Annotated in this window: 15 protein-coding genes and 2 pseudogenes; 6 read left to right on the forward strand and 11 right to left on the reverse strand. The window is 70.2% G+C overall.

Annotated elements, in window-relative coordinates:
* Nucleotides 1–22: 22 nt before the first annotated feature.
* Together BBK82_RS28560 and BBK82_RS28565 are read left to right on the forward strand one after the other, a co-directional pair.
* Nucleotides 23–1,144, forward strand: a complete 1,122-nt coding sequence (locus BBK82_RS28560; protein WP_065917754.1) for a citrate synthase — start codon at nt 23–25, stop codon at nt 1,142–1,144.
* Between the two features lie 871 nt (nt 1,145–2,015).
* Nucleotides 2,016–3,113 carry an acyltransferase family protein gene (locus BBK82_RS28565; RefSeq protein WP_170067976.1) on the forward strand — a complete coding sequence of 366 codons (1,098 nt, stop codon included), beginning with the start codon at nt 2,016–2,018 and terminating at the stop codon, nt 3,111–3,113.
* Here BBK82_RS28565 and BBK82_RS28570 read toward each other — a convergent pair.
* The 10 genes and pseudogenes from BBK82_RS28570 to BBK82_RS28610 all read right to left on the reverse strand — a co-directional run bounded on the left by BBK82_RS28570 (nt 3,076) and on the right by BBK82_RS28610 (nt 13,577).
* Nucleotides 3,076–4,781 (reverse strand): annotated as a pseudogene (locus BBK82_RS28570) (1-deoxy-D-xylulose-5-phosphate synthase). The gene BBK82_RS28565 and the pseudogene BBK82_RS28570 sit on opposite strands and share 38 nt — an antisense overlap.
* Complete coding sequence (locus BBK82_RS28575; protein WP_065917756.1) at nt 4,771–5,712, reverse strand: 4-hydroxy-3-methylbut-2-enyl diphosphate reductase; 942 nt, start codon at nt 5,710–5,712, stop codon at nt 4,771–4,773. The pseudogene BBK82_RS28570 and the gene BBK82_RS28575 overlap by 11 nt, the downstream one beginning before the upstream one ends.
* Before the next feature lie 19 nt (nt 5,713–5,731).
* Nucleotides 5,732–6,508 carry a polyprenyl synthetase family protein gene (locus BBK82_RS28580; protein ID WP_472367489.1) on the reverse strand — a complete coding sequence of 259 codons (777 nt, stop codon included), beginning with the start codon at nt 6,506–6,508 and terminating at the stop codon, nt 5,732–5,734.
* On the reverse strand, nt 6,493–6,771 hold the full coding sequence (locus BBK82_RS57220; protein WP_472367490.1) for a hypothetical protein: 279 nt from the start codon (nt 6,769–6,771) through the stop codon (nt 6,493–6,495). Before BBK82_RS57220 ends, BBK82_RS28580 begins: the two co-directional genes overlap by 16 nt.
* Entirely contained in the window at nt 6,768–8,174 is a 1,407-nt protein-coding gene (locus tag BBK82_RS28585) for a family 2B encapsulin nanocompartment shell protein (RefSeq protein WP_065917757.1), read from the reverse strand. The genes BBK82_RS57220 and BBK82_RS28585 overlap by 4 nt, the downstream gene beginning before the upstream one ends.
* A 39-nt stretch (nt 8,175–8,213) precedes the next feature.
* Nucleotides 8,214–9,221: a terpene synthase family protein gene (locus tag BBK82_RS52835; RefSeq protein ID WP_218920353.1), complete on the reverse strand. Its 1,008-nt coding sequence runs from the start codon at nt 9,219–9,221 to the stop codon at nt 8,214–8,216.
* Nucleotides 9,222–9,240: 19 nt separating this feature from the next.
* Nucleotides 9,241–10,293 (reverse strand): annotated as a pseudogene (locus BBK82_RS52840) (terpene synthase family protein); the annotation flags it as partial.
* Between the two features lie 3 nt (nt 10,294–10,296).
* On the reverse strand, nt 10,297–11,601 hold the full coding sequence (locus tag BBK82_RS28600; protein ID WP_154697555.1) for a family 2B encapsulin nanocompartment shell protein: 1,305 nt from the start codon (nt 11,599–11,601) through the stop codon (nt 10,297–10,299).
* A 504-nt stretch (nt 11,602–12,105) separates the two neighbouring features.
* Nucleotides 12,106–12,573 carry a heme-degrading domain-containing protein gene (locus BBK82_RS28605; protein ID WP_065917761.1) on the reverse strand — a complete coding sequence of 156 codons (468 nt, stop codon included), beginning with the start codon at nt 12,571–12,573 and terminating at the stop codon, nt 12,106–12,108.
* On the reverse strand, nt 12,570–13,577 hold the full coding sequence (locus BBK82_RS28610; protein WP_065917762.1) for a Gfo/Idh/MocA family protein: 1,008 nt from the start codon (nt 13,575–13,577) through the stop codon (nt 12,570–12,572). The genes BBK82_RS28605 and BBK82_RS28610 overlap by 4 nt, the downstream gene beginning before the upstream one ends.
* A 37-nt stretch (nt 13,578–13,614) precedes the next feature.
* Here BBK82_RS28610 and BBK82_RS28615 point away from each other — a divergent pair, with 37 nt between their 5' ends.
* The 4 genes from BBK82_RS28615 to BBK82_RS28630 all read left to right on the forward strand — a co-directional run bounded on the left by BBK82_RS28615 (nt 13,615) and on the right by BBK82_RS28630 (nt 19,235).
* On the forward strand, nt 13,615–14,592 hold the full coding sequence (locus BBK82_RS28615) for an ROK family transcriptional regulator (protein WP_237047627.1): 978 nt from the start codon (nt 13,615–13,617) through the stop codon (nt 14,590–14,592).
* Between the two features lie 10 nt (nt 14,593–14,602).
* On the forward strand, nt 14,603–15,394 hold the full coding sequence (locus BBK82_RS28620; RefSeq protein WP_237047628.1) for a helix-turn-helix domain-containing protein: 792 nt from the start codon (nt 14,603–14,605) through the stop codon (nt 15,392–15,394).
* 4 nt (nt 15,395–15,398) lie between these two features.
* On the forward strand, nt 15,399–15,797 hold the full coding sequence (locus BBK82_RS28625) for a VOC family protein (RefSeq protein WP_065917765.1): 399 nt from the start codon (nt 15,399–15,401) through the stop codon (nt 15,795–15,797).
* A gap of 66 nt (nt 15,798–15,863) precedes the next feature.
* A complete protein-coding gene (locus tag BBK82_RS28630; protein WP_154697556.1) occupies nt 15,864–19,235 on the forward strand; it encodes a S8 family serine peptidase in 3,372 nt (1,123 codons plus the stop codon).
* Nucleotides 19,236–19,337: 102 nt separating this feature from the next.
* On the opposite strand, the gene BBK82_RS28635 is transcribed toward BBK82_RS28630, so the two are convergent.
* On the reverse strand, nt 19,338–21,524 hold the full coding sequence (locus tag BBK82_RS28635; RefSeq protein WP_065917767.1) for an nSTAND3 domain-containing NTPase: 2,187 nt from the start codon (nt 21,522–21,524) through the stop codon (nt 19,338–19,340).
* Between the last annotated feature and the right edge of the window lie 24 nt (nt 21,525–21,548).

Below are 21,548 nucleotides of genomic sequence, written 5' to 3' on the forward strand. Positions count from 1 at the left end.
GTGTCTTGTATAGTCAACGTTGATGGAATCAATGTTGACGACGAATCAAGCTGCCCGCCGCCTGGGCGTCAAGCCGGCGACGGTGTACGCCTATGTCAGCCGCGGCCTGCTGACCAGCAGGAAGGCGAAAAGGTCCAGCATGTTCGACGTCGCCGAGGTCGAGGCCCTGGCACAGCGCACTGGTGCGCGCGGAGCAGTGGCCGCTGTGACCGATCGCATCCGCACCCGCATCTCCCTGCTCGAGCACGACCGGCTGTTCTACCGCGGCCGCTCCGCCGTTCAGCTGAGCGAGACCAAGCGCTTCGAGGACGTGGCGCACTGGCTGTGGACCGCCATCGACACCACCGGCCTCCAGTTCCCCGAGGGCCAGGAGATCTGGATGGCCCTCCCCGACAGTGCCACGCTGACCGACCGCGTGCGCGTCGCCGTCGCCCTGGCGGGTGCCGGCGACCCCTTGCGCTTCGACCTCGACCGCGCGGTCTCCACCGCCAAGGCCCTGATCGCCGACGTGGTCGAGTCCCTGCCCCTGGTCCAGCCCCCACGCGGCACCGACATCACCGACCGCCTCTGGGCCCGCCTCTCCCCGGAACCCCCAGAACCGGACGTGCTGAACGCGGCCCTGATCCTCCTCGCCGACCACGACCTGGCCGTCTCGACCATGGCCGCCAGGGTCGCCGCCTCCGCCCGCGCCCACCCGTACGCCGTGGTGTCAGCAGGCCTCGGCGCCATGGAAGGCCAAAAACACGGCACCGCCAGCACCATCGCCCACCGCTTCCTCCTCCAAGCCTCCGACGACCCGATGGGCGCAGTAGCCGAACGCCTGCGCGCCGGCGACCCGATCCCAGGCTTCGGCCACGCCGTCTACCAACACCGCGACCCCCGCGCCGACCACCTGCTGGCCGTGCTGCGTTCCCGCGCCGAGCTGGTGGCGGACAAGGTCATCGCCACCCAGCCGCAGACGTTCCCGAACGTCGACCTCGCCCTGGCCCAACTCGGCCTGACCTACAAGATGGCGCCGGACGCGGGCGAGGCCATCTTCGCCATCGCCCGCATCGTCGGGTGGATCGCACACGCGATGGAGGAGTACACGGAGCCGGGCCTGCGGTTCCGCACGCTGGGCGTGTACACGGGCGACCGCCCGTAGCTCGCTCTTCTGGGTCGCGCACGGCTCGGGCGCGGCTCGGGTGCGGCCCAGGAGGGTGTGATGAGGTCGGGCGTCACCTGGTCGTGTGATGTGTGTCCTGGTTCGGCGCCTTGGTCGTCCCGTAGTGGAGAGGAACGCGGGACAGGACGGCGGGTGGTGGGTGATGGGTGGTGTGGGGTGCCTGCGGGTCGACAACCAGGTGCCACGTGAGGTCGCCGGTGTCGGAGCTCATGCCGGGCTCGCCGGGTCGCTACCGGTCGCCGGCAAGGCTTGTAGCCGTGCGCCGCGGGACACGACGCCGGGCGCGTCTGTCGCGCCTGGGGATGGCGCGCCGCGCGTGGGCGCGGCTCGGGATGGCGCGCTTGAAGATGGCACGCCTGTGGTGGGTGCGGCTCGGGTAGGTGCGCCTGGGGTTGGCGCGCCTACGGATGGTGCTGCTTGGGCGGGTGCCCCTGGGTTGGCATGGTTCGGGTTGGCGCGGCTCGGGTGGGCTGGCTCGGGTGGGCTGGCTCGGGTGGGCTGGCTCGGTGGGCACGGCTCGGGGCGCAACGCGGGTGGTGCAGCGCGAGCGGATGCGGAACGAGCGGATGCGAAGCACGTGGATGCGGCGCAGAGGCGAGGTCAGGCGTCACCTGGTCGGGTGATGTGTGTCCTGAACCGGCAACTCGGCCGTCCCGTAATCGAAAGGAACGCGGGGCAGGGCGGCTAGAGAAGGGCGGGAGTGGGGTGTCTGCGAATCCGGACACCGGTGTGCACGAACGACCGTCTGTGGCCGCTGGCAAGGACAACCGACCAGGCCGGAAGTCCCCAACTCGGAGTTGACCACGGTTGGCGGTGGCGTCAGCGAGACCTGAAGCGGACCATGGACGGCGTGAGATTGTCCGCTGTGGACAACCTGAAAGTGGTCCTCGTGGCGTGGGTCATCGGGGGGCACGCGCTGCTGGGCTACGCCGCAATCGGTGGGTGGCCGTACGACGAGGTCAACGAGGTCACGTTCCACCCCGGGGTGGAGACGGTGCTGGCCGCGGTGATCGGGCCGTCGGGGTTGTTCTTCATGGGCACCTTCTACTTCATGGCCGGCATCTTCACGCCCGGTTCGGTCGAGCGCAAAGGGCGGGTCAGGTTCGTCGCCGATCGCGTGGTGCGGTTGGGGGTGCCGTGGGTGGTCAGTGCGGTTGTTGTTTGGCCGACGTTCGTGTGGGTTGCGTACAACGGGGCCGGGCGAGGGGTGTCGTGGTGGCATGCGTTCACGCACCGGGATCCGTTTTTGGACAGCGGGTCGTTGTGGTTTGTGGGGGTGTTGTTGGTTTTCAGCGTCATCGTGGCGTTGGGGCCGCCGGTGAGGCAGCGTGCGCTTGCCACCAGGCACCTGGTGGGGATGACGGTGGTGGTGGCGGGGACGACGTTCCTGACGAGGCTGGTGTTTCCGGCGCGCAGTGGGCAGGTGGGGGATCTGCACCTGTGGTGGTGGCCGCAGTGTTTGGGGATGTTCGTGCTCGGGGCGATCGGTGGCCGGCAGCTTGCGGAGCGGGTGCCGGACGAGATCTACCGCAGGTGCCGCGACGTGGTTGTCGGCATGATCGCGTTGTTGCCGTTCGCGGCGGCGGCGATGGGGGTGCTGGATCTCGCGAAGAGTGCGGAGCCGTTCCTCGGTGGGTGGCGGTGGCAGGCGTTCGTGCTGGCCGCGGTGGAGGGGGCGCTGGTCGTGGCGGGGAGTGTGTGGCTGGTCGGGTTGGCGCAGCGCAGGTTGACCGGCCAGGGGCCGTTGGCTGGAGGGTTGGCGCGGTCGGCTTATGTGGCGTTCGTGGTGCAGGGGCCGGTTTTGTTGAGCATTGCCACGGCGTTGCGGCCGGTGGACCTTCCCGCTGAGGCCAAGGCGCCGCTCGTGGGGGCTGGGGCGATTGCGTTGTCGTTCGCGATCGGGTGGTACGTCACCGTGCGCCGAGGCGCTTCAGCACGCTCGTCGTGATGCCGGCCGCGTCGAGGCCGTGGGCGCGCAGGATGCGGGCGCGGGAGTCGTGTGGCAGGAAGCGGGGTGGCAGGGCGAAGGTTGCCACGCACGTGGGGCCGCCGGTCAGCGCTTGGCCGAGACGTGCGCCGAGTGCGCCTGTCGAGGTGGTGTCCTCGACGGCGAGCACCAGGCGGAAGCCGCTGCTGTACTTGACGAGGTGCGGGTCCAGGGGTGCGGTCCAGCGCGGGTCGACCACGGTGACGCGGACGTCGTGCGCGGCCAGCTCCTGCGCGGCGGCCAGGCACGGGCCGGCCAGCGGGCCGACCGCGACCAGCAGCACGTCGGCGCCCGGCGTCTCGTGCAGCACGTCGAAGTGGCCCACCCGCCGCACAGCGGGCACGGAAGGGCCGCGGACGCCTTCGGGTAGCGCACGACCGTGGGGCCGTCGGAGACCTCGACCGCCTCGCGCAGCAGCGCGGCCAGCGATGCCGGGTCGCGGGGTGCGGCGAGGCGCAGGCCCGGTACGACGGGCAGCACCGACGCGTCCCACATGCCGTGGTGCGAGGCGCCGTCCGGGCCCGTGACGCCGGCGCGGTCCAGCACGAACGTCACCGGTAACCGGTGCAGCGCCACGTCCATCAGCAGCTGGTCGAAGGCGCGGGACAGGAACGTCGCGTACACGGCGACCACCGGGTGCAGGCCGCCCATCGCCATGCCCGCGGCCGACGTGACGGCGTGCTGCTCGGCGATCCCGACGTCGAACACCCGCGCCGGGTAGCGCTGCGAGAACGGCCGCAGCCCGACGGGTTCCAGCATCGCGGCGGTCAGGCACACCACGTCGGGCCGCTCGGCGCCGATCGCCAGGATCTCGTCGGCGAACGCGTCGGTCCACGTCCGGCCGCCACCGGCACCGGACGCGCCGACCGCGTGCATGCGGTCGGCCTCGTCGGTCTCCGCAGCCTCGTACCCCTTGCCCTTCATCGTCTTGCAGTGCACGACGACCGGCCGGTTCAACGACTTGGCTTCCCACAACGCGTTCTCGACGGCGTGCACGTCGTGGCCGTCCACGACACCGATGTAGGCGAGACCCAGCGCCTCGAACAACCCGCGCACCGACCCGTTGCGCAACGACGCCGCGAACCCACCGGCCGTCGGGTCGTACGAGCGGCCGTTGTCGTTCAGCAGCACCACGACGGGCCGCGACGCCCCGCCGATGTTGTTCAGCGCCTCCCAGCACATGCCACCGGTCAGCGCCCCGTCACCGACGATCGCGACCACCCGCCGGTCCGCCCCGCCGAGCTCGAACGCCTTCGCCAGACCGTCCGCATAGGACAGTGCGGTGGACGCGTGCGAGTTCTCCACCACGTCGTGCGCCGACTCGGCCGCCGACGGGTACCCGGACAGGCCACCGGCCTGGCGCAACGAGTCGAAGTCGGTGCACCGCCCGGTCAGCATCTTGTGCACGTACGACTGGTGCCCGGTGTCGAACAGCACCACGTCCACCGGCGACGAGAACACCCGGTGCACCGCGATGGTCAGCTCGACCGCACCCAGGTTCGGCCCCAGGTGCCCACCGGTCCGGTGCACCTTCGCCACCAGGAACGACCGGATCTCCGCGGCCAGTGACGCCAGCTCGCCCGACGACAGCGCCCGCACGTCGGCGGGGGAGGTGATGTCAGCCAGCACGGCGCACCGCCAGCGGCAGCGTGAACGAGATCGTCTCGGTCGCCGTCGTGTGCGTCGACACCGACACCGCGCCCAACGCCCGCAACGCCGCCACCACCTCGTCGACCAGCTCCGGTGGCGCCGACGCACCCGCCGACAACCCCACCGACGTCACACCGTCCAGCCACGCCGGGTCGATCTCGGACGCGTCGTCGACCAGGTGCGCCGGCGTGCCGCCGCGGGCCGCGAGCTCCACCATCCGCACCGAGTTCGACGAGTTCCTCGACCCCACCACCAGCACCAGGTCCGACTGCGCGGCCACCTCCCGGATCGCGATCTGCCGGTTCGTGGTGGCGTAGCAGATGTCGTCCGAACCCGGCCCGCGCACGTGCGGGAACCTCCGCTCCAGCGCCGCGACCACCTCGGCCGTCTCGTCGACGGCCAGCGTCGTCTGGGTCAGGTACGACACCGGCCCGGTGATCTCCAGCGCCTCGACGTCCGCGGCGGTCTCGACGAGCACCATCCGCTCCGGCGCCTCTCCCAGCGTGCCTTCGACCTCCTCGTGACCGGCGTGTCCGATGAGGACGATGGTGTCGCCGCGGTCGGCGAACCGGCGTGCCTCCGCGTGCACCTTGGCCACCAGCGGGCAGGTCGCGTCCAGCACGTCCAGCGAGCGTTCGACGGCCTCGGCGCGCACGGCGGGGGACACGCCGTGCGCGGAGAACACGACCGTGGCACCGGGCGGCACCTCGTCCAGCTCCTCCACGAACACGGCGCCCCGCGCCTCCAGCCCGCGCACGACGTGGACGTTGTGCACGATCTGCTTGCGCACGTAGATCGGGCCGCCGCGCTGGTCGAGCAGCCGTTCCACGATCTCGATCGCCCGCTCCACCCCGGCGCAGAACGACCGGGGTGAGGCGAGCAGCACCGAACGCGGCGGGTGTTGCGTCATCAGGGGCCTTCCAGAAGGGTCAGTGGTCCCGGTGGGTGACCAGTTGGGCGAGCGTGCCGAGCTCCACGGCCGCACGCGCGGTCGGTGAGGCCTCGCCGAGGTGCAGCAACGCCCGCGTGTGCAGCTCGTCGGCCTGCTCCTGGCTCCACGCGCGCCCGCCGGCGGTGTCCACCAGCGACGCCGCCAGCGCCAGCTCGTCCGCGGACAGCTCGCCGTCGCGGAAGTACAGCGACGCCAGCTCGGACGAGGCCGGCGTGCCCGCCGTCAACGCCCGCACCACCGGCAGGGACTTCTTGCGGCTGTGCAGGTCCGTGTGCGCGGCCTTGCCCGTCACCGCCGGGTCGCCCCAGATGCCGAGCAGGTCGTCCACGTGCTGGAACGCGAGTCCCAGCTGGGTGCCGTACCCGCGCATCGACTCGACCTGCTCGTCGGACCCGCCGCCGAACAACGCGCCCAGCGCCGTCGACGCGCCCAGCAACGCGCCGGTCTTGCCCAGCGCCATCGTGACCACCTCGGGCACGGTCACGTCGGTGCGCGTCTCGAAGTCGAGGTCGTGGGCCTGCCCGTCGAGCAACGCCACCGTCGCGTCACCGAGCGACCGGATGGCCTCCAGCGCACGCGGATGTCCCGATGCCGCGAGGACGTCGACGGCCAGCGTCTGCATCGCGTCGCCGGCCAGGATCGCCGCGTTGACCCCGAACACGGTCCACGCCGTGGGCCGGTGCCTGCGGGTCTCGTCGCCGTCCATCACGTCGTCGTGCAGCAGCGAGAAGTTGTGGATCAGCTCCACCGCCACCGCGGCGGGGATCGCGGCGGAGGCTCGGCCGCCAGCAGCACCATCGCCGGGCGGATCGCCTTGCCGCCGTTCTCCAGCACCGGGTTGCCGTGCTCGTCGCGCCACCCGAGGTGGTACTCGGCGATGACCCGCATCGACTCGGGCAGCTGGTTGACGGCCCTGCGCAGAGCCGGAGCGACCATGCTCCGGCTCCACGCGAGCACCTCGCCGGCGGGGCGTCCCGCGGCGAGCCGTTCCGTTCCGGAGGAGAGGTCCGCGGTCATGGCTGGTGGCCGATCTCCACGTTCTCCAGCACGCCCAGCGCGTCCGGCACCAGCACGGCGGCCGAGTAGTACGTCGACACCAGGTACTTCAGCACCGCGTGCTCGTCGATGCCCATGAACCGCACGTTCAGGCCGGGCTCGTACTCGTCGGGGATGCCGGTCTGGCGCAGGCCGATGACGCCCTGCTTCTCCTCGCCGAGCCGCATCGCGATGATCGACGTGGTGCCGTTCTTGTTGACCGGGATCTTGTCGCACGGCGCGATCGGCACACCGCGCCACGTCTGCAGCTGCTGACCCTCGACGTCGGCCGTCGGCGCGTAGAGCCCGCGCGAGGACAGCTGCCGGCCGAACGCCGCGATCGCCTTGGGGTGCGCCAGGATCAGCCTGGTGTTGCGGCGCCGGGAGATCAGCTCGTCCATGTCGTCCGGCGTGACGGGTCCGGTCCTGGTGCTGACCCGCTGCTTGAGGTCGGCGTTGTGCAGCAGGCCGAACTCCTTGTTGTTGACGAGCTCGTGCTCCTGCCGCTCGCGCAGGGCCTCGATGGTGAGTCGCAGCTGGTGCTCGACCTGGTCCATCGGCTGGCTGTAGAGGTCGGCGACACGGGTGTGCACGCGCAGGACCGTCTGCGCCACCGACAGCTCGTACTCGCGCGGCCGCAGCTCGTAGTCCACGAACGTGCCGGGCAGCCGCGGCTCGCCGTTGTGCCCGGAGGCGATGTCGATCTCGGCCTCGCCGTGCTTGTTCTGCGGGTTCGTCGGGTGCGCGAGCTGCTGCGCGATGTGCGTGCGCAGCGGTTCGACCTGGTCGTTGAGCTGGTTGAACACCGAACGCGGCAGCTCGACGACGGTCGTGTGGGTCAGCGCGCGGGCGGTGAAGTCCCACGACACCTCGGCACCGGACAGCACCTCGTTGTCACCGAAGTGCTCACCGTCGGCGATGGTGCCCAGCGCCACGTCGTCGCCGTACTTGCCGCGGCCGGTCTTGGCAACCTTGCCGTGCGCGATCACGACGATGGTGTCCGCCGGGGTGCCGCGCTCGGTGATCACGTCGCCCGGCCGGTACTCGCGCTGCGTGAACCGGCTCGCGAGCGCGGTCAGCGAGTCCTCGTCCTCGAACCCGCGCAGCAGCGGGAACTCGGCGAGCTCCTGCGGCACCGGGCGCACCTCGGCACCGACGCTGGTGAACGTCACCCGGCCGTCACCGATCGCGAACGTGAGCCGCCGGTTGACCCGGAAGGCACCACCCCTGGCCTCGACCCACGGCAGCAGTCGCAGCAGCCACCGCGGGGAGATCCCCTGCATCTGCGGCGCGGACTTGGTGGTCGACGAGAGGTTGCGGGCTGCGGCCCGGGAGAGGCTCAGCTGCTTGTCGTCGATCCCAAGACCCGGATCGGTAACAGTCACTGCGAATCCTGCCAATCTGTTGGTGCTGTGGTGATGGGACTAGCGGACCAGGACCGCGGCCGTGCCGAGTCCTGACGGCCGGTGCAACGACCGCCCGGTGGGGGTGGGGGAGGAGCTGAACCGGCCGGATCTCGTTGACCACAGGAGCTCGCCGGCGAGCCACGACTTGAGCGCCTCCGCGTAGCGGTGCAGCCCGGCGCGCGCGGTCTCGTCGAGCTGGTACTCGTCCGCCAGCGAGGGCAGCTCGGCGATGATCGACACGATCTGCCGCAACCGCGCGGTGATCAGGTCACCCACGACCGCAACCGCTTGCGGGGCAGCGCACTCGAAGAACTGCTGCACGGCGAGCACCGCGCTGGTCGTGCTTGCGCCGGTGCCGTGGAGGTGGTCGAACCCGAGGACCTCCCGCCGCAGCCCGGGGACGTCGCCGAACGAGTCGACGAGCGCCTTCATCGTGCTGTTGCGCAGCAGCTCTTCCGGCAGGTCGGCGCCGACCGACCTGCGGGCGAGCGCCGCGGACAGCTCGGCGGCGTTGGTGGTGCGCCGCATCTCGACCAGGTCGATCGGGTCCGGCACCCGGCCCTGCACGGTGTTGTGCAGCTCCCACAGCAACCCGTCGAGCAGCCCGGCGATGCCGGCGCGTTCGCCGTCGTCCAGAGTGGACCGTGAGAGCAGGTCGGCCAAGCCCTTCTCGGCCGGGTTCATCGCCGGCACCGACGGGTCCGCCAGCACCGATTTCAGCCTGGTGACGAACGTCCTGCCGCCCATCGCGTTGCGCGGCCGCAGGAACCCCTCACGGAACGCGTCGTGCAGGTAGAAGCCCCACGTGTGCCAGTCGCTGATGTGCTTGAGGTCGTCCAGCGAGGCCGTGGGGTGGGTGAGCGCGGCGAACCCGCCGTAGTCCGCCGCGTCGTAGAACGCCTCGGTCCACGGCGTGCCGCCGAGCATTCCCATGTCGCGCACCCACGTCCTGGTATGTACGCGGACGCGGTCGACGTGCGGGGACAGCCGGGCGGCGAAGGGCATCTCGAACCCCACCTCAGCCACGGGCCACCCCCAGCCACGCGGCGGACGTGCCCAGACCCGTCGGCCCGCGCAGAATCGTGCGGAAGAACGCGCTGTTGCCCGCGCCCGAGTCGGTCTTCGTGTACCGGCCGGCGTGCAGGTGCCACTCGTGCCCGCCGGACTGCCAGTCCTGCAGCCCCTTCACGTAGCTGAGCACGCGGGCCTGCTCCAGCGGGTCGAGGCCGTGCTCGGCGAACAGCGCCGGCAGCTCGGTGAACACGGTGTTCTCGAACTGGTGCAGCCGGGAGGTCAGCAGCTTGTTCACCGCTTCGACCGCGGTCTGCGTGTCGTGGCCGAAGAACTTCTCGAACACCAGCACGCCGTTGGAGTTCTCGCCTTCCCGCAACACCTCGCGTTCGTACGAGAAGATGTCGTTGCGCAGATGGATCGCGTCGGAGAACGTGTCGGACAGCACCCGCAACGGGCGGGTGCCCGCGATGGACGCGGGCACCTCGGCCGCCTCCGAGACCTCCACCAGGTTCGCCGACCACGGCGCGCCGCCGACCTTGCGGCGCATCTCGATGTACTCGATCGGGTTGGCGACCGTGCCGCTCTCGATGTTCTTGATCTCCCACATGCACTCGAGCAGCAGGTTGTGGGTGCTCGTGGTGAACCGGCGCCGCCAGTCCTGCGACATCAGCGGGATGGTCCGCTGCCACAGGTCGACGAGACCGCGTTCGGTCGGGTTCTGCGGCTGCGGCCACGGGTCCGTGCCGTTCAGGGGCATGAACGCCGGCAACCGGTCGAGATAGGCCTTGGCCCCCGACACGTCCTTGGTCTGCTTGAACTCCGCGAAGAACTCGTCGTCGAAGTAGAAGACCCAGACGTACCAGTCGGTGATGAGGTCGAGGACCTCCGCGGGCGCGTCCGGGTGGGTCCACGCGCACATGAACCCGTAGTCGTCGCCCGCGAGGACCTCGTCGGTCCACACCCCGGTGTCGAGCATCCCCATGTCCCGCGCCCACTGCGTGGAGTGGACGCGGGCCCGTTCGAGGTGCGGGTTCATCCGTGCCGGGTGCGGCACGTAGAACTCCGGCATGGTGAAGGAGGCCAAGACCTATCCCTCGCGGCCGAGCTCGACGTGCTCCAGCACACCGATCGCGTCCGGCACCATGATGGCGGCCGAGTAGTAGGCGCTGACCAGGTAGTTGATGATCGCCTGGTCGTTGATGCCCATGAAGCGCACCGACAGGCCCGGCTGGTACTCGTCGGGGATGCCGGTCTGGTGCAGGCCGATGACGCCCTGGTTCTGCTCGCCGGCGCGGATCAGCATCACCGACGACGTGCGGGTGTCCGAGACCGGGATCTTGTTGCACGGCAGGATCGGGATGCCCCGCCACGCCGGGACGGACTGGCCGTTGAAGTCGATGTGCTGCGGGTAGATGCCACGCTTGTTGAGCTCACGGCCGAACGCCGCGATCGTGCGCGGGTGGGCGAGGAAGTAGTTGGGGTCCTTCCACACGATCGAGAGCAGCTCGTCGAAGTCGTCCGGCGTGGGCGGGCCGGACCGGGTGTGGATGCGCTGCTTGAGGTCGGCGTTGTGCAGCAGGCCGAAGCTGCGGTTGTTGACGATCTCGTGCTCCTGGCGTTCGCGCAGGGCCTCGATCGTGAGCCGCAGCTGCTGCTCGACCTGGTCCATCGGGTGGTTGTAGAGGTCGGCGACGCGGGTGTGCACCTGCAGCACGGTCTGCGCGACGCTGAGCTCGTACTCGCGCGGCGAGAGCTCGTAGTCGACGAACGTGCCCGGCAGCACCGGCTCGCCGTCGTGACCGGAGGCCACGTCGATCGCGGCCTCGCCGTACTCGTCCTGCGGCTTGTTGCGGCTGTTGAACGCGTGCTGGATGTGCGCGCGCAGGCCGCCGGCCTCGCCGTTGAGGGCCTGGAAGTCCTCCCAGGACAGGGTGAGGACGGTGACCGGGGTGACGGCCTTGGCGCTGTACTCCCACTCGCCCTGCGGGCCGGCCAGCACGGTCTCGCCGAAGTACTGGCCGTCGGCGAGGTTGCCGAGCACGGTTTCCCCGCCGTACTCGCCGGTGCCGACCTTGTCGACCTTGCCGTGCGCGATCAGCACGACCTTGTCCTTCGGGCGTCCCCTCTCGACGATGACGTCGCCGATGCCGTACTCGCGCTGCTGGAAGCGACCCGCCAGGGCGGCCAGCACGGCCTCGTCGTCGAACCCGCGCAGCAGCGCGAGCTCGGTCAGCTCCATCGGGATCACCCGGACCTCGGAGCCGGTGTTGGTGAACGAGACGCGGCCGTCCCCCAGCGTGTAGGTGAGACGGCGGTTGACGCGGTACGCACCACCCGCCGCCTGCACCCAGGGCAGGACCTTGAGCAGCCAGCGGGAGGTGATTCCCTGCATCTGCGGGACGGACTTGGTGGTCGTGGCCAGATTACGAGCGGCGGCCGTACCCAAACTCAGCTGCTGACGGCCCTCATTGAGGTCAGAATCCGTCAAGGTCACAACCCACACCCACCTAACTCAATGCGCTAATGGACCAATCCGACAAGCCGGAAAGGACGTTAGTTTGCGCCGATGAGAACAGGGAAGCGGCCAAGAAGGCGACATTCGGGTGGGTGGATTAGGCCCATGGGTGCTACGGAGCGTACATCTGATGTCGTACGCAACGACCGCGATGGCCGCAGGTGGGTGACGTCTTCTGATTCGTTCTGCAGTGGAATGAGCCACTCGTTTGGCCCAGTAGGATCACTCTATTGTGCGCATTTGTGAGCTGCGGGCAGCTGCTATACAACACCACTCCGAGTGGGATGAAGAACCACTCGAAGTGGTGTGTGTCAATACGACGTCGAGATGCCGGGTCCGGTCGGCCGGGAAACCCCGATTTTGTACCGACCACTATTCGTGCTATTGCGCTCCTCGCGCGTTCAGGAACGATTGCAGCCCGCTGACGACGAACGCGTGGTCCTCGGCCTGGGGCAGGCCGGACACGCCGACCGTCCCGACCGGACCGGTGCCGCGGACGATCACGGGGAAAACGCCGCCGTGCGCCGCGTACAGGTCGGGGTCGAGGCGCGACTCCGCCTCGAACGTCGTGCCCTTCTCCCGGAACGACGTGCCCACCTGGAAGGAGCTGTGGCCGAACAGCTCGACCACGCGGGTCTTGCGCTCGAGCCACCGGTCGTTGTTCGGCGCGGTACCGGGCAGGGAGGCGTGGAAGAGGCGATGCCCGCCCCGCCGCACCGAGATCGCGATCGGCAGGCCCTGGTCGCGGGCGGCCTGGAGCAGGTGCAGGCCGAGCTCGATCGCGGTGTCGTTGTCGAACGTGTCGAACTGCAGCCGTTCTTCTTGCGCCAGAAGCTCTTCGCTGGTCACAGGGTCACCACCCGGTTGTCGTGTGCGGAGGAGGAAGCGGCCTCGATGACCTGCAGCGCGTGCACGGCCCCGGCCGGGTCGACCGGGATCCGCCCGGCCTGCAGCTCGCGGTAGAAGTGCTGGTAGGCGCCGCGTTCGACGGGCACCTCGGTGGTCTCGCCGAGCACGCCGAGCCGGCCGGAGCGGTTCTCCGCGCCCCAGTCGGCATCGGTCGGGCGGCGTCCGGCGGCGAGCGCGTCCTCCTGCCCGTCCATGCCGTCGACGACGAACGCACCCTCGCTGCCGAGCACGCGGAACCTCGGTCCGTTGTGCGCGGCGTGCGCGTTGGCCCACAGGTGCGAACGGACGCCGTTGACGTGTGTCAGCGCCACGAACACGTCGTCGTCGACCTGTGCGCCGGGCCGGCGGAGGTCCAGCTCGGCGTAGACCTGCGCGACCGGGCCGAACAGCTGCAGCGCCTGGTCGACCAGGTGGGCGCCGAGGTCGTAGAGCAGCCCGCCGGCCTCCTCCGGTGCACCGAGCTCGCGCCAGTTGTCCCAGATCTCCGGGATCCAGCGCTCGTAGCGGGACTCGAACCGGCGGACGTCGCCCAGCCGGCCGACGACCTCGCGCACGGTCAGGAAGTCGCTGTCCCAGCGGCGGTTCTGGAACACCGTCAGAGGCACGCCCTTCGCCCGCGCCGCGTCCACCAGCTCCTGCGCCTGCGCACTCGTCGGTGCGAACGGCTTGTCCACGACGACGGCGACGCCCTTGTCGATGGCGCGCTTCGCGTACTCGACATGCGTCCGGTTCGGCGTCGCGACCACGACCAGGTCGAGGTCCAGCTCGAACAGCTCGTCCGCGGTGACGATCTTCGCGTCCGGGTGACCGGCGCGGGCCTGCGCCTGCCGCTCCGGGTTCGCCGTCACGACCGCGGTGAGCTCCATGCCCTCGGTCGAGCTGATGAGCGGGGCGTGGAAGACCCGTCCCGCGATGCCGTACCCCAGCAGTCCTGCACGTGTCATGGTCCCGATTAAATCAACGCTGTTGCATAATTGCCATGTGGACCTCGCCTCGGTGCGCTCGCACAACGACAGGACAGTGCTCTCCCTCGTCCGTTCCGGGGCGCTGAGCAGGGCCGACATCGCCGCCGGTGCTGGTCTGACCCCGCAGGCGGTGTCGAAGATCGTGGCGCGGCTCATGTCGGCGGGACTGCTGGAGGAGACCGGGGCGGTCCGCGGCGGCGGGCGCGGAAAGCCGAGGACGGCGCTGCGGCTGCGGGGTGAGGGTGCCTTCGCGTACGGCGCCTACGTCGACCGCGACGAGCTGCGGGTGGTGCGGCTCGACCTGACCGGCTCGCCGGTGTCGTCGGCGGTGGTGCCCCTCGCCCCGATGTTCACGCCGGCCGACGTGCTGGACGCGCTGGAGCCGGTGGTCGAGCCGGGGGAGGACGTGCTCGGGCTCGGCATCGGCATCGCCGGTCCGCTCGACTTCCGCGGCGGCGCGGTCTCCCCGAACGGCCTGCCCGGCTGGTCCTCCGTCCCGCTGCGGGCGCTGGCGGAGGAACGGCTCGGGCTGCCGGTCGTGGTCGACAAGGACACCAACGCCGCCGTGCTCGCCGAGGCGTGGGCCCGCCCGCTGCGCGACGCGGCACTGGTGTTCGTCGGCACCGGGCTCGGCGTGGGGCTGCTGCTGGACGGCGAGGTGCACCGCGGGGCGCGGTCGGGTGCCGGCGAGCTCGGGCACACGGTCATCCAGCTCGACGGTCCGTTGTGCGTGTGCGGCCGGCGAGGGTGTGTGGAGGCGGTGCACGCGGCAGCGGCCTCCGGTGTGGACGCGGCGCGGGTGGTCGCGGCGGCGGTGGCGAACCTGGTGCAGCTGCTCGACCTCGACCAGATCGTCCTGAGTGGACGCCGGGTGCTCGAGTCGCCGGAGCTGTACCTGCGGGCGATGCCGGACGTGGACGTGACCGTGACGGCGTTCGGGCCGGACCTGGTGCCCGTCGGCGCGGGTCTGCTGGTGCTCGGGGAACTGTTCTAGTCTGGGCGTTGTGGACGTCGAGCACGTCGTCGGCCTGCCGCACCCGCGGCTGCGCCCGTTCGTGACGCGGTACTCCGGCTACCGGATGCGCACCGCGCCCGGCATTCACCGCGGCCTGCCGTCGCGGTCGCTCACGCTCGTCGTCACGCTGGACGGCACCGTCGACCTGCCCGAGGGGCGGTTCGCGACGCTGTGCGGCGGCCTGCACGACGAGGCCGTGATCATCACCCACGACGGGTTCCAGCACGGTGTCCAGTGCGACCTCACCCCGCTGGGCGCGCGGGCGTTGTTCGGGATGCCGGCCGGTGAGCTGGCCGGGGTGTCCGTCGGGCTGGACGCGCTCGACGCACCGGCCGGTGAGCTGCGCGACCGGCTGCGGACCGCGACGACGTGGCTCGACCGGTTCGCGCACCTGGACCGGGTGCTCGGCGGGATGCTGCGGCCGGTCCGGCAGCAGGTCGAGGTGGCCTGGGCGTGGCACCGGCTCGCCGAGGGCGTGGGCGTGCGGGACATCGCCGCCGAGGTCGGGTGGAGCCGGCAGCACCTGAGCGCGCGGTTCGCCGCCGAGTACGGGCTCACGCCGAAGCTCGCCGCGCGGGTGATGCGGTTCGAGCGGGCGAACCGGATGCTGCGCGGGCAACGCCGGCCGACGCTCACCGAGGTGGCCGCGGCCTGCGGGTACACCGACCAGGCGCACTTCAACCGGGACTGGCGGGCGCTGTGCGGGGCGACCCCGACCGAGTGGATGGCGGCCGAGCTTCCATTCGTACAAGGCAGCGAGCCGCCGGAGGTCGCAAGGTAGCCGCATGACGACACCCGCACCCACCTGCTGGCCCACCCTGACCTACCGGGACGCGCCCGCCGCGATCCGGTTCCTGGTGGAGGGATTCGGTTTCTCCGAACACCTCGTCGTGCCCGGCGAGGCCGACGGCGAGGTCGTGCACTGCGAGATGGTCTGGCCGGAGGGCGGCGGCGTGATGCTCGGGTCCGCCGACCGGTCGGCCGGCGAGGTCGAGGCGACCGCGGTCGGTGCCGCGTCGGTGTACGTGGTGACCGACCGGCCGGACGAGGTCCACCGGCAGTGCCTGTCCCGCGGCGCGACGGAGATCCGCGGCCTGCGCGACGAGGACTACGGCTCGCGCGGGTTCACCGTCGCCGACCCCGAGGGCAACCGCTGGAGTTTCGGAACTTATCGGGGCGCCTGACAGGCAACCTCCGCGTCGTCCGCCGAGTCTCCTTGGGGGAGAGGTTCTGATCAAGGGGGAGGACGCGTGCCAAGAGCACGTTGTTTCGTGGTCGCCGCACTCGTCGCCGGGCTGCTGAGCCCGGCGACGACAGCGGTGGCGGAACAGGCGAAGGCCCAGGGGCCGACGCGGACGATCACGTTGGTCACCGGTGACAGGGTGGTCGTGGACCCGGCCGGTGCGCTCGTCCGGGTCGACGGCCGGCCGGGGATGTCGTTCGCGAAGTACGTTCAGGACGACCACCAGTACGTGGTGCCGGCCGATGCGGTGGAGGCGGTCGCCCAAGACCGCGTCGACAAGCGCCTGTTCGACATCACGGCGTTGGTCGAGTTCGGCTACACCGACGACCGCGTCGACCAGATCCCGTTGCTCGACAACGGGTTGCGTGCCGCTTCGGTGGCCAAGCAGGACGCCGGCGAGCGCTGGAAGCAGCGGGTCCGCGCCCGCGGTGCCGGCAAGCTGTGGCTGAACGGGAAGTCGAAGATCATGCTCGACCAGAGCGTGCCGATGGTCGGTGCGCCCGGTGCGTGGCAGGCCGGGTTCGACGGTTCCGGCATCACGGTCGCGGTGCTGGACACCGGGTACGACCAGCACCACCCGGAGCTGGCGGGCGCGGTCTCGGTGTCGAAGGACTTCACGCCCGCCGGCATCCAGGACAACATCGGCCACGGCACGCACGTCGCCGCCACCGTCGCGGGCCGCAGCGCGCGGTACAGCGGTGTGGCGCGCGGGGCGTCGCTGGCGATCGGCCGGGTGTGTGAAGCCGAGTGGTGCCTCGACAGCGCCATGATCGCCGGCATGGAGTGGGCCGCGCGCGAGGTCAAGGCGGAGGTCGTGAACCTCAGCGTCGGCGGCAACGCCTCCGACGGCACAGACCCGTTGTCGCTGAAGGTGAACGAGCTGACCGCCGAGACCGGCACGCTGTTCGTCGTGGCGGCCGGCAACTACGGTGAGCGGCGCAAGGTCAGCGCTCCGGCGTCGGCCGACGCGGCACTGGCGGTCGCGAACCTGACCAAGGCCGGTGACCTGAACCGGTCGTCGTCGCGCGGCCCGCGGCTGGACGACTTCGCGGTCAAGCCGGACATCGCGGCGCCGGGCACGGACATCGTGGCGGCGCGGGCGGCCGGGACGCTGCCGGACTTCGCCGTGGACGACCTGCACGCACGGCTCAGCGGTACCTCGATGGCATCGCCGCACGTGGCCGGTGCGGCGGCGGTGTTGTTGCAGCGCAACCCCTCCTGGGGCGCGGCCGAGGTGAAGGCCGCTTTGATGTCGACGGTGAAGCCGCTGGCGGACACACCGTCGAACGTCGGCGCCGGACTGCTGGACGTCGAGCGCGCGGTGAAGCAGTCGGTGCGGGCGGACGTGGGCAGCCTGTCGTTCGGGTTGCTGGAGTTCCCGCACGTGCGGACGTTCACGCGGACGATCACCTACCGCAACGATGGCGCTGAGCCGGTTTCCCTTGCGTTGCAGCACGATCTGGGCGCGTCGTTCGCCGTGCCCGCGACTGTCGCGGTGCCTGCGGGTGGTACGGCCGCCGTCGACGTCGTGCTGGACCCGCGCAAGGGGCTCGGCACGTTCTTCGGGCACGTCAAAGCTGTCGGCGGTGGAGTTTCGCTGACCACGGCCGTCGGCGCGTACGTGCAGGAGGAGCGGCACACGCTGACGTTGAAGCTGACCGGCCGTGACGGCAAGCCGGCGGCGAACGAGTTCGTGGCGCTGGTGAACCTGTCCACGGACGAGGCCTCCGTGCTCACGGTCGACGAGAACGGCGTCGGCTCGGTGCGCCTGCCGGTCGCCGACTACGCGGTGCTGGGCCGCATCGAGGAGCGCACGCCGAACCACGCCTGGTTCACGCCGGTGTCGGCGACCGAGGTGGCCGGACGCGCGTCGCTGGCGGCGGACGTGTCGGTGCACGTGGACGCCAGGCAGGCCACGCCGTTCAGCGTCTCGCTGCCCGACGCGGCCGAGGTCTGGTACCGGCAGGCCGAGCTGCGCGTGCCGTACAAGCCGGGCAAGGTCAACGGCATCGCGAGCATCATGGACGGCCGGGTCCCGCTGTTCGGCGCGACGTTCGGCCCGCCGCTGCCCCAGCTCACCTACGACAGCGCGCTGAAGGGCGGCCGGCCCCTGGTGTCGGTGGGCGCGTTCCCGGTGAACTACTTCGAGAGCAGCGCTTTCCTGCCGGCCGGCGAGCACCGGCTCGACGTGGTGGAGCGCGGCGGCGACGTGCGCGGCAAGCTCGTCCTGGTGCGGTCCGGCACGGACGACCTGTGGACGGTGGCCGAGGCGATGAAGGCCGCGGGCGCGGTGGCGGTGCTGTGGGTGGGCGAGGTGCCCTTCCCCGGTCCCGAGACGGCGATCCCGGTGATCACGGTGGCCGAGTACCACGTCGTCGTTCCGCCGACGCGTCTGACGGTGCGTGCTCTTGCTGGTTCGCCGGTGTCGTACACGCTGCTGCTGCAGGACAAGGGCGCGCTGCCGACAGGTGAGCGCCGGATCGCGAAGTCCGAGCTGGCCGAGGTCAAGGCGCGCTACTCCGGCTCCGGCGGCTGGGTGAGACAGCGCAACTACCCGGTGGTCGACGGCGCGTTCCCGGCCGGCATCGGCGCGCTCGACGAACCGCTCACCGCACCCGTCGAACGCACTGAGTACTACTCGGCGGGCACCTGGCACCACGAAGGCTTCGACGGCAGCGTCTCCTCGTGGGCGGACCTCAAGCCGAGCACGTATTTGGCGGGGCGGAAGTACGAACGGTCGAACCTCAAGGCGGTCGCGTCACCGCGGCTCGGCCGTGCCGCGGCGGTGAGCTGGTCACAGGGCGGCGGCGTCCTGCGCGAGGGTGACGCGATCACCACCCGCATCTCGCCGTTCGGCGGCTCGACATGGGTGGAGAACTGGACTTACTCCGGCTACGGCTCGGTGGAACTGCGCCGGGACGACGAGGTGGTGGGGTACGCGGACGCGCGGCAGGGCTGGTTGCACGCACCCGACCGGACCGGGAAGTACAAGCTGACGCTCGACGCGTCCCGGGACACCTCGCCGTTGTCCACGTCCGTGCACACCGTGTGGGAGTTCGCGGCTGCCTCCGACGGCGCGTTGCCGTTGCTAGAGGTCGACTACGTGCTGCCCGTCGACCTGCGCAACAGCTGGAAGGCAGGCGTCCCGATGCCGGTGAAGTTCACCGCGTCGCGTCAGGCGGGCTCACCGGCGGCCACGGTCCGTGAGGTGCGAGCGTTTGCCTCGTTCGACGACGGGGCCAGCTGGGTGCCGGTGAAGTCGATCGTTCCCCCTGGCGGGAAGGCGGGCGACTACGTGTCGCTACGGGTGGTCGCCGTTGATGCCGATGGCGGGTCGGTAGACCAGACGGTCCTGCGGGCGTACCGCCTTAAGGCGTAACTCGCGGGTCGTTTGGTCGTTGTAGTTCGCTGCGGCACCTGTCCGGGGCAGCCTGCGAGACGGTGGGACGCGGACGTCTCGTGGGCGGGCAGGTGCCGCCGTTCAGTCGAGGTCGGCGAGGGTGCGCATGAGGCCGGGAATGCGCTCCTCGCCGGGGTGCTGGTCGCGGTGGAACTGGCGGATCTGGCGGCGCATGGCGGGTGTGTCGGAGATTTGCTGCTTCGGTGTTTCGAGGCTTTGGATTCGGGTGGAGACGACGTCGAACGCGTCAGCGGGTCCGTACCGGTCGTGCTCCGCCATGAACGCCAGGAGGTGCTCGACCTCGGGTTTCCAGACGAGTGGGATCTCATCGGCCGCTGCCAGTGCTGTGAGTTCCTCCTCGCCTGCGGTGAGCAGGAACTCCAAAGCCTCCTCGCGACCCTCGTGGGTAAGGGCCTCGTGGAGCCGGGAGAGCCGCTTGTAGAGAAGCCACCACTCGCGGGTGTCGCTCGCCAGGAAGTCGGTGAGGAGGTCGTGGCTGAGCTTTTCAGCGAACGCGGAAGCGACGCGCTGGGGAAAACCAGGTGTGGTGGTCATCAGCGCGGCCAAGGCCATCAACGTGGGGAGGTCGCCGTCCACCGGATCGAAGGTCGGTGGGTGCTGCACGACGAGTTCGGCGGCATGTGCCATCACCTCGTCGGACTGTAGTGCCTTCGCGGTCTCGATCAGCCAGATGATGCGCTCGTCCTCCTCCCAGGAGAAGCCGCTGCCGATAACGGCTGGGACGACTACGTCCGCCAGCTTCCGCAGTGCCTCCAGGAGGCGATCACCACCTTCCCATACGGCGGAGTCGGTGAGCGTGACGATCTGGTCTTCGTCGGTGAAGCTGGTTATCAGGGCGCGCAGGTCCGCTCGCCCTGAGCTCAGGTGGTACCGCAGGTAGTCCGTGATGGACGGGTTGTGGGATTGCACGGCAATGCCGACCACGACCATCGTGCCGTCGAGAATGCGGAGGGCCTGCCGGAACGTCCTGCTGTCGCTGGGAAGTGACAGCTCCTGCCGATATGAGGTCCACGCGGCCTGTACGTGCTCTACGGACCACGGCAGGGTGAACACGATCTCCATGAGGTGGACGGCCGCGTCCGTCAGCTCGTTCTCGAAGATCGTCTCCCAGATCCGCCGCGGGTTGTCCAGGTTCGCGATCATCTCGCCGGGCTCGGCCAACGCGAGCGTTCGCTCGATCAGCCGCGGGTTGAAGTTCCGGTGCCGCACGATCGGCCGCCAGACCTCAGGATCGGCGAACCGGCGCTTCTCCTCGACCGGCATGGCCGAAGCGTGGACATGGTTGTAGAGGATCTGCGCACGGATCTCCGGCGTCAGGTCCGACAGCTCCACCACGCTCGTCAACGGGTCCAGATCGGCCTCACCCAGTACCCGGTGCCGCTGCCGAGCCTGCTCCAGGATGTATCCGCGGGTGGTCATGATCAGCGCCTTGCCCGGAGTGGCGGCGATCCGGCGCATCGCGGCGAGCAGCCGGTGGTCCTCGTTCTTGCGGAAGCTTTCGAGCGTTGTGCTTCCGAGGAAGTCGTCGTAGACGAACACCTGCCGCGCCGACGCGTCCCACAGCCGCGCGATCTCGCCCGCGTCCTCCGACACCTCGACGATCTCGTACCCGTCGTCCGCCAGCCACAGCGCCAGCATCTTCGCGATCGTCGTCTTCCCGATGCCGGGAATTCCGGTGATCACGCAGACCCGAGTCGCCTCCACCGTCTCCCGCGCGCTCTCGAACCCGGCATGCGGCACGAACGTCTTCGCCACCTCCGCCAGGTCGTCTGCCAGCCATGCCGACCGTCGCACGATGTCGGCAGACAGCAACGTCTGCAGCACCGCCGTGCTGCTCAACCACAACCGGAAGTGCCGCCGCACGACCTCGGGCCGTGAACGCAGCAACTCCACGAGCTGTTCCGCACCGAAGATGTCGCCGCTCGCAAGAAAAGGACGAAAGGCCGCGACGAGCGTGGCCTTGTCGGCCACGGTCAATGAAGCACTCGTGGCGACCACATAGCGCTCGACGCCCAGCTTGCGGACCTTCGGGAGCTCGTCGCGCACCAGCTGCTTCACCAGCGCGGCCCGGCCAGAGCCCGCCCAGTGCTTGCACTGCACGACCAACGAGTCGTGCCGCAGGTCGACGCCACCATCACGGCCCGCCGGGAAGACCTCCAGCGGCACCCCCAGCACGTCCGACAGCAGGTCGGCGCACACCAGCTCGAAGTCGTGGTCGGTCAGCCTGCGGAGGTCGAAGGAGTCCACAGGGCATCGTATTCGGGTGGCCTG

It is taken from the genome of Lentzea guizhouensis (assembly GCF_001701025.1).
Classification (GTDB): Bacteria; Actinomycetota; Actinomycetes; order Mycobacteriales; family Pseudonocardiaceae; genus Lentzea; species Lentzea guizhouensis.

Excerpts from the sequence above, each read along its gene's own strand:
- BBK82_RS28560 (WP_065917754.1), top strand. The coding sequence starts at position 23 with ATGGAATCAATGTTGACGACGAATCAAGCTGCCCGCCGCCTGGGCGTC.
- BBK82_RS57220 (WP_472367490.1), bottom strand. The coding sequence starts at position 6,771 with ATGACCGCGGACCTCTCCTCCGGAACGGAACGGCTCGCCGCGGGACGC.
- BBK82_RS28600 (WP_154697555.1), bottom strand. The coding sequence starts at position 11,601 with ATGCAGGGAATCACCTCCCGCTGGCTGCTCAAGGTCCTGCCCTGGGTG.
- BBK82_RS28575 (WP_065917756.1), bottom strand. The coding sequence starts at position 5,712 with ATGACGCAACACCCGCCGCGTTCGGTGCTGCTCGCCTCACCCCGGTCG.
- BBK82_RS28625 (WP_065917765.1), top strand. The coding sequence starts at position 15,399 with ATGACGACACCCGCACCCACCTGCTGGCCCACCCTGACCTACCGGGAC.
- BBK82_RS28610 (WP_065917762.1), bottom strand. The coding sequence starts at position 13,577 with ATGACACGTGCAGGACTGCTGGGGTACGGCATCGCGGGACGGGTCTTC.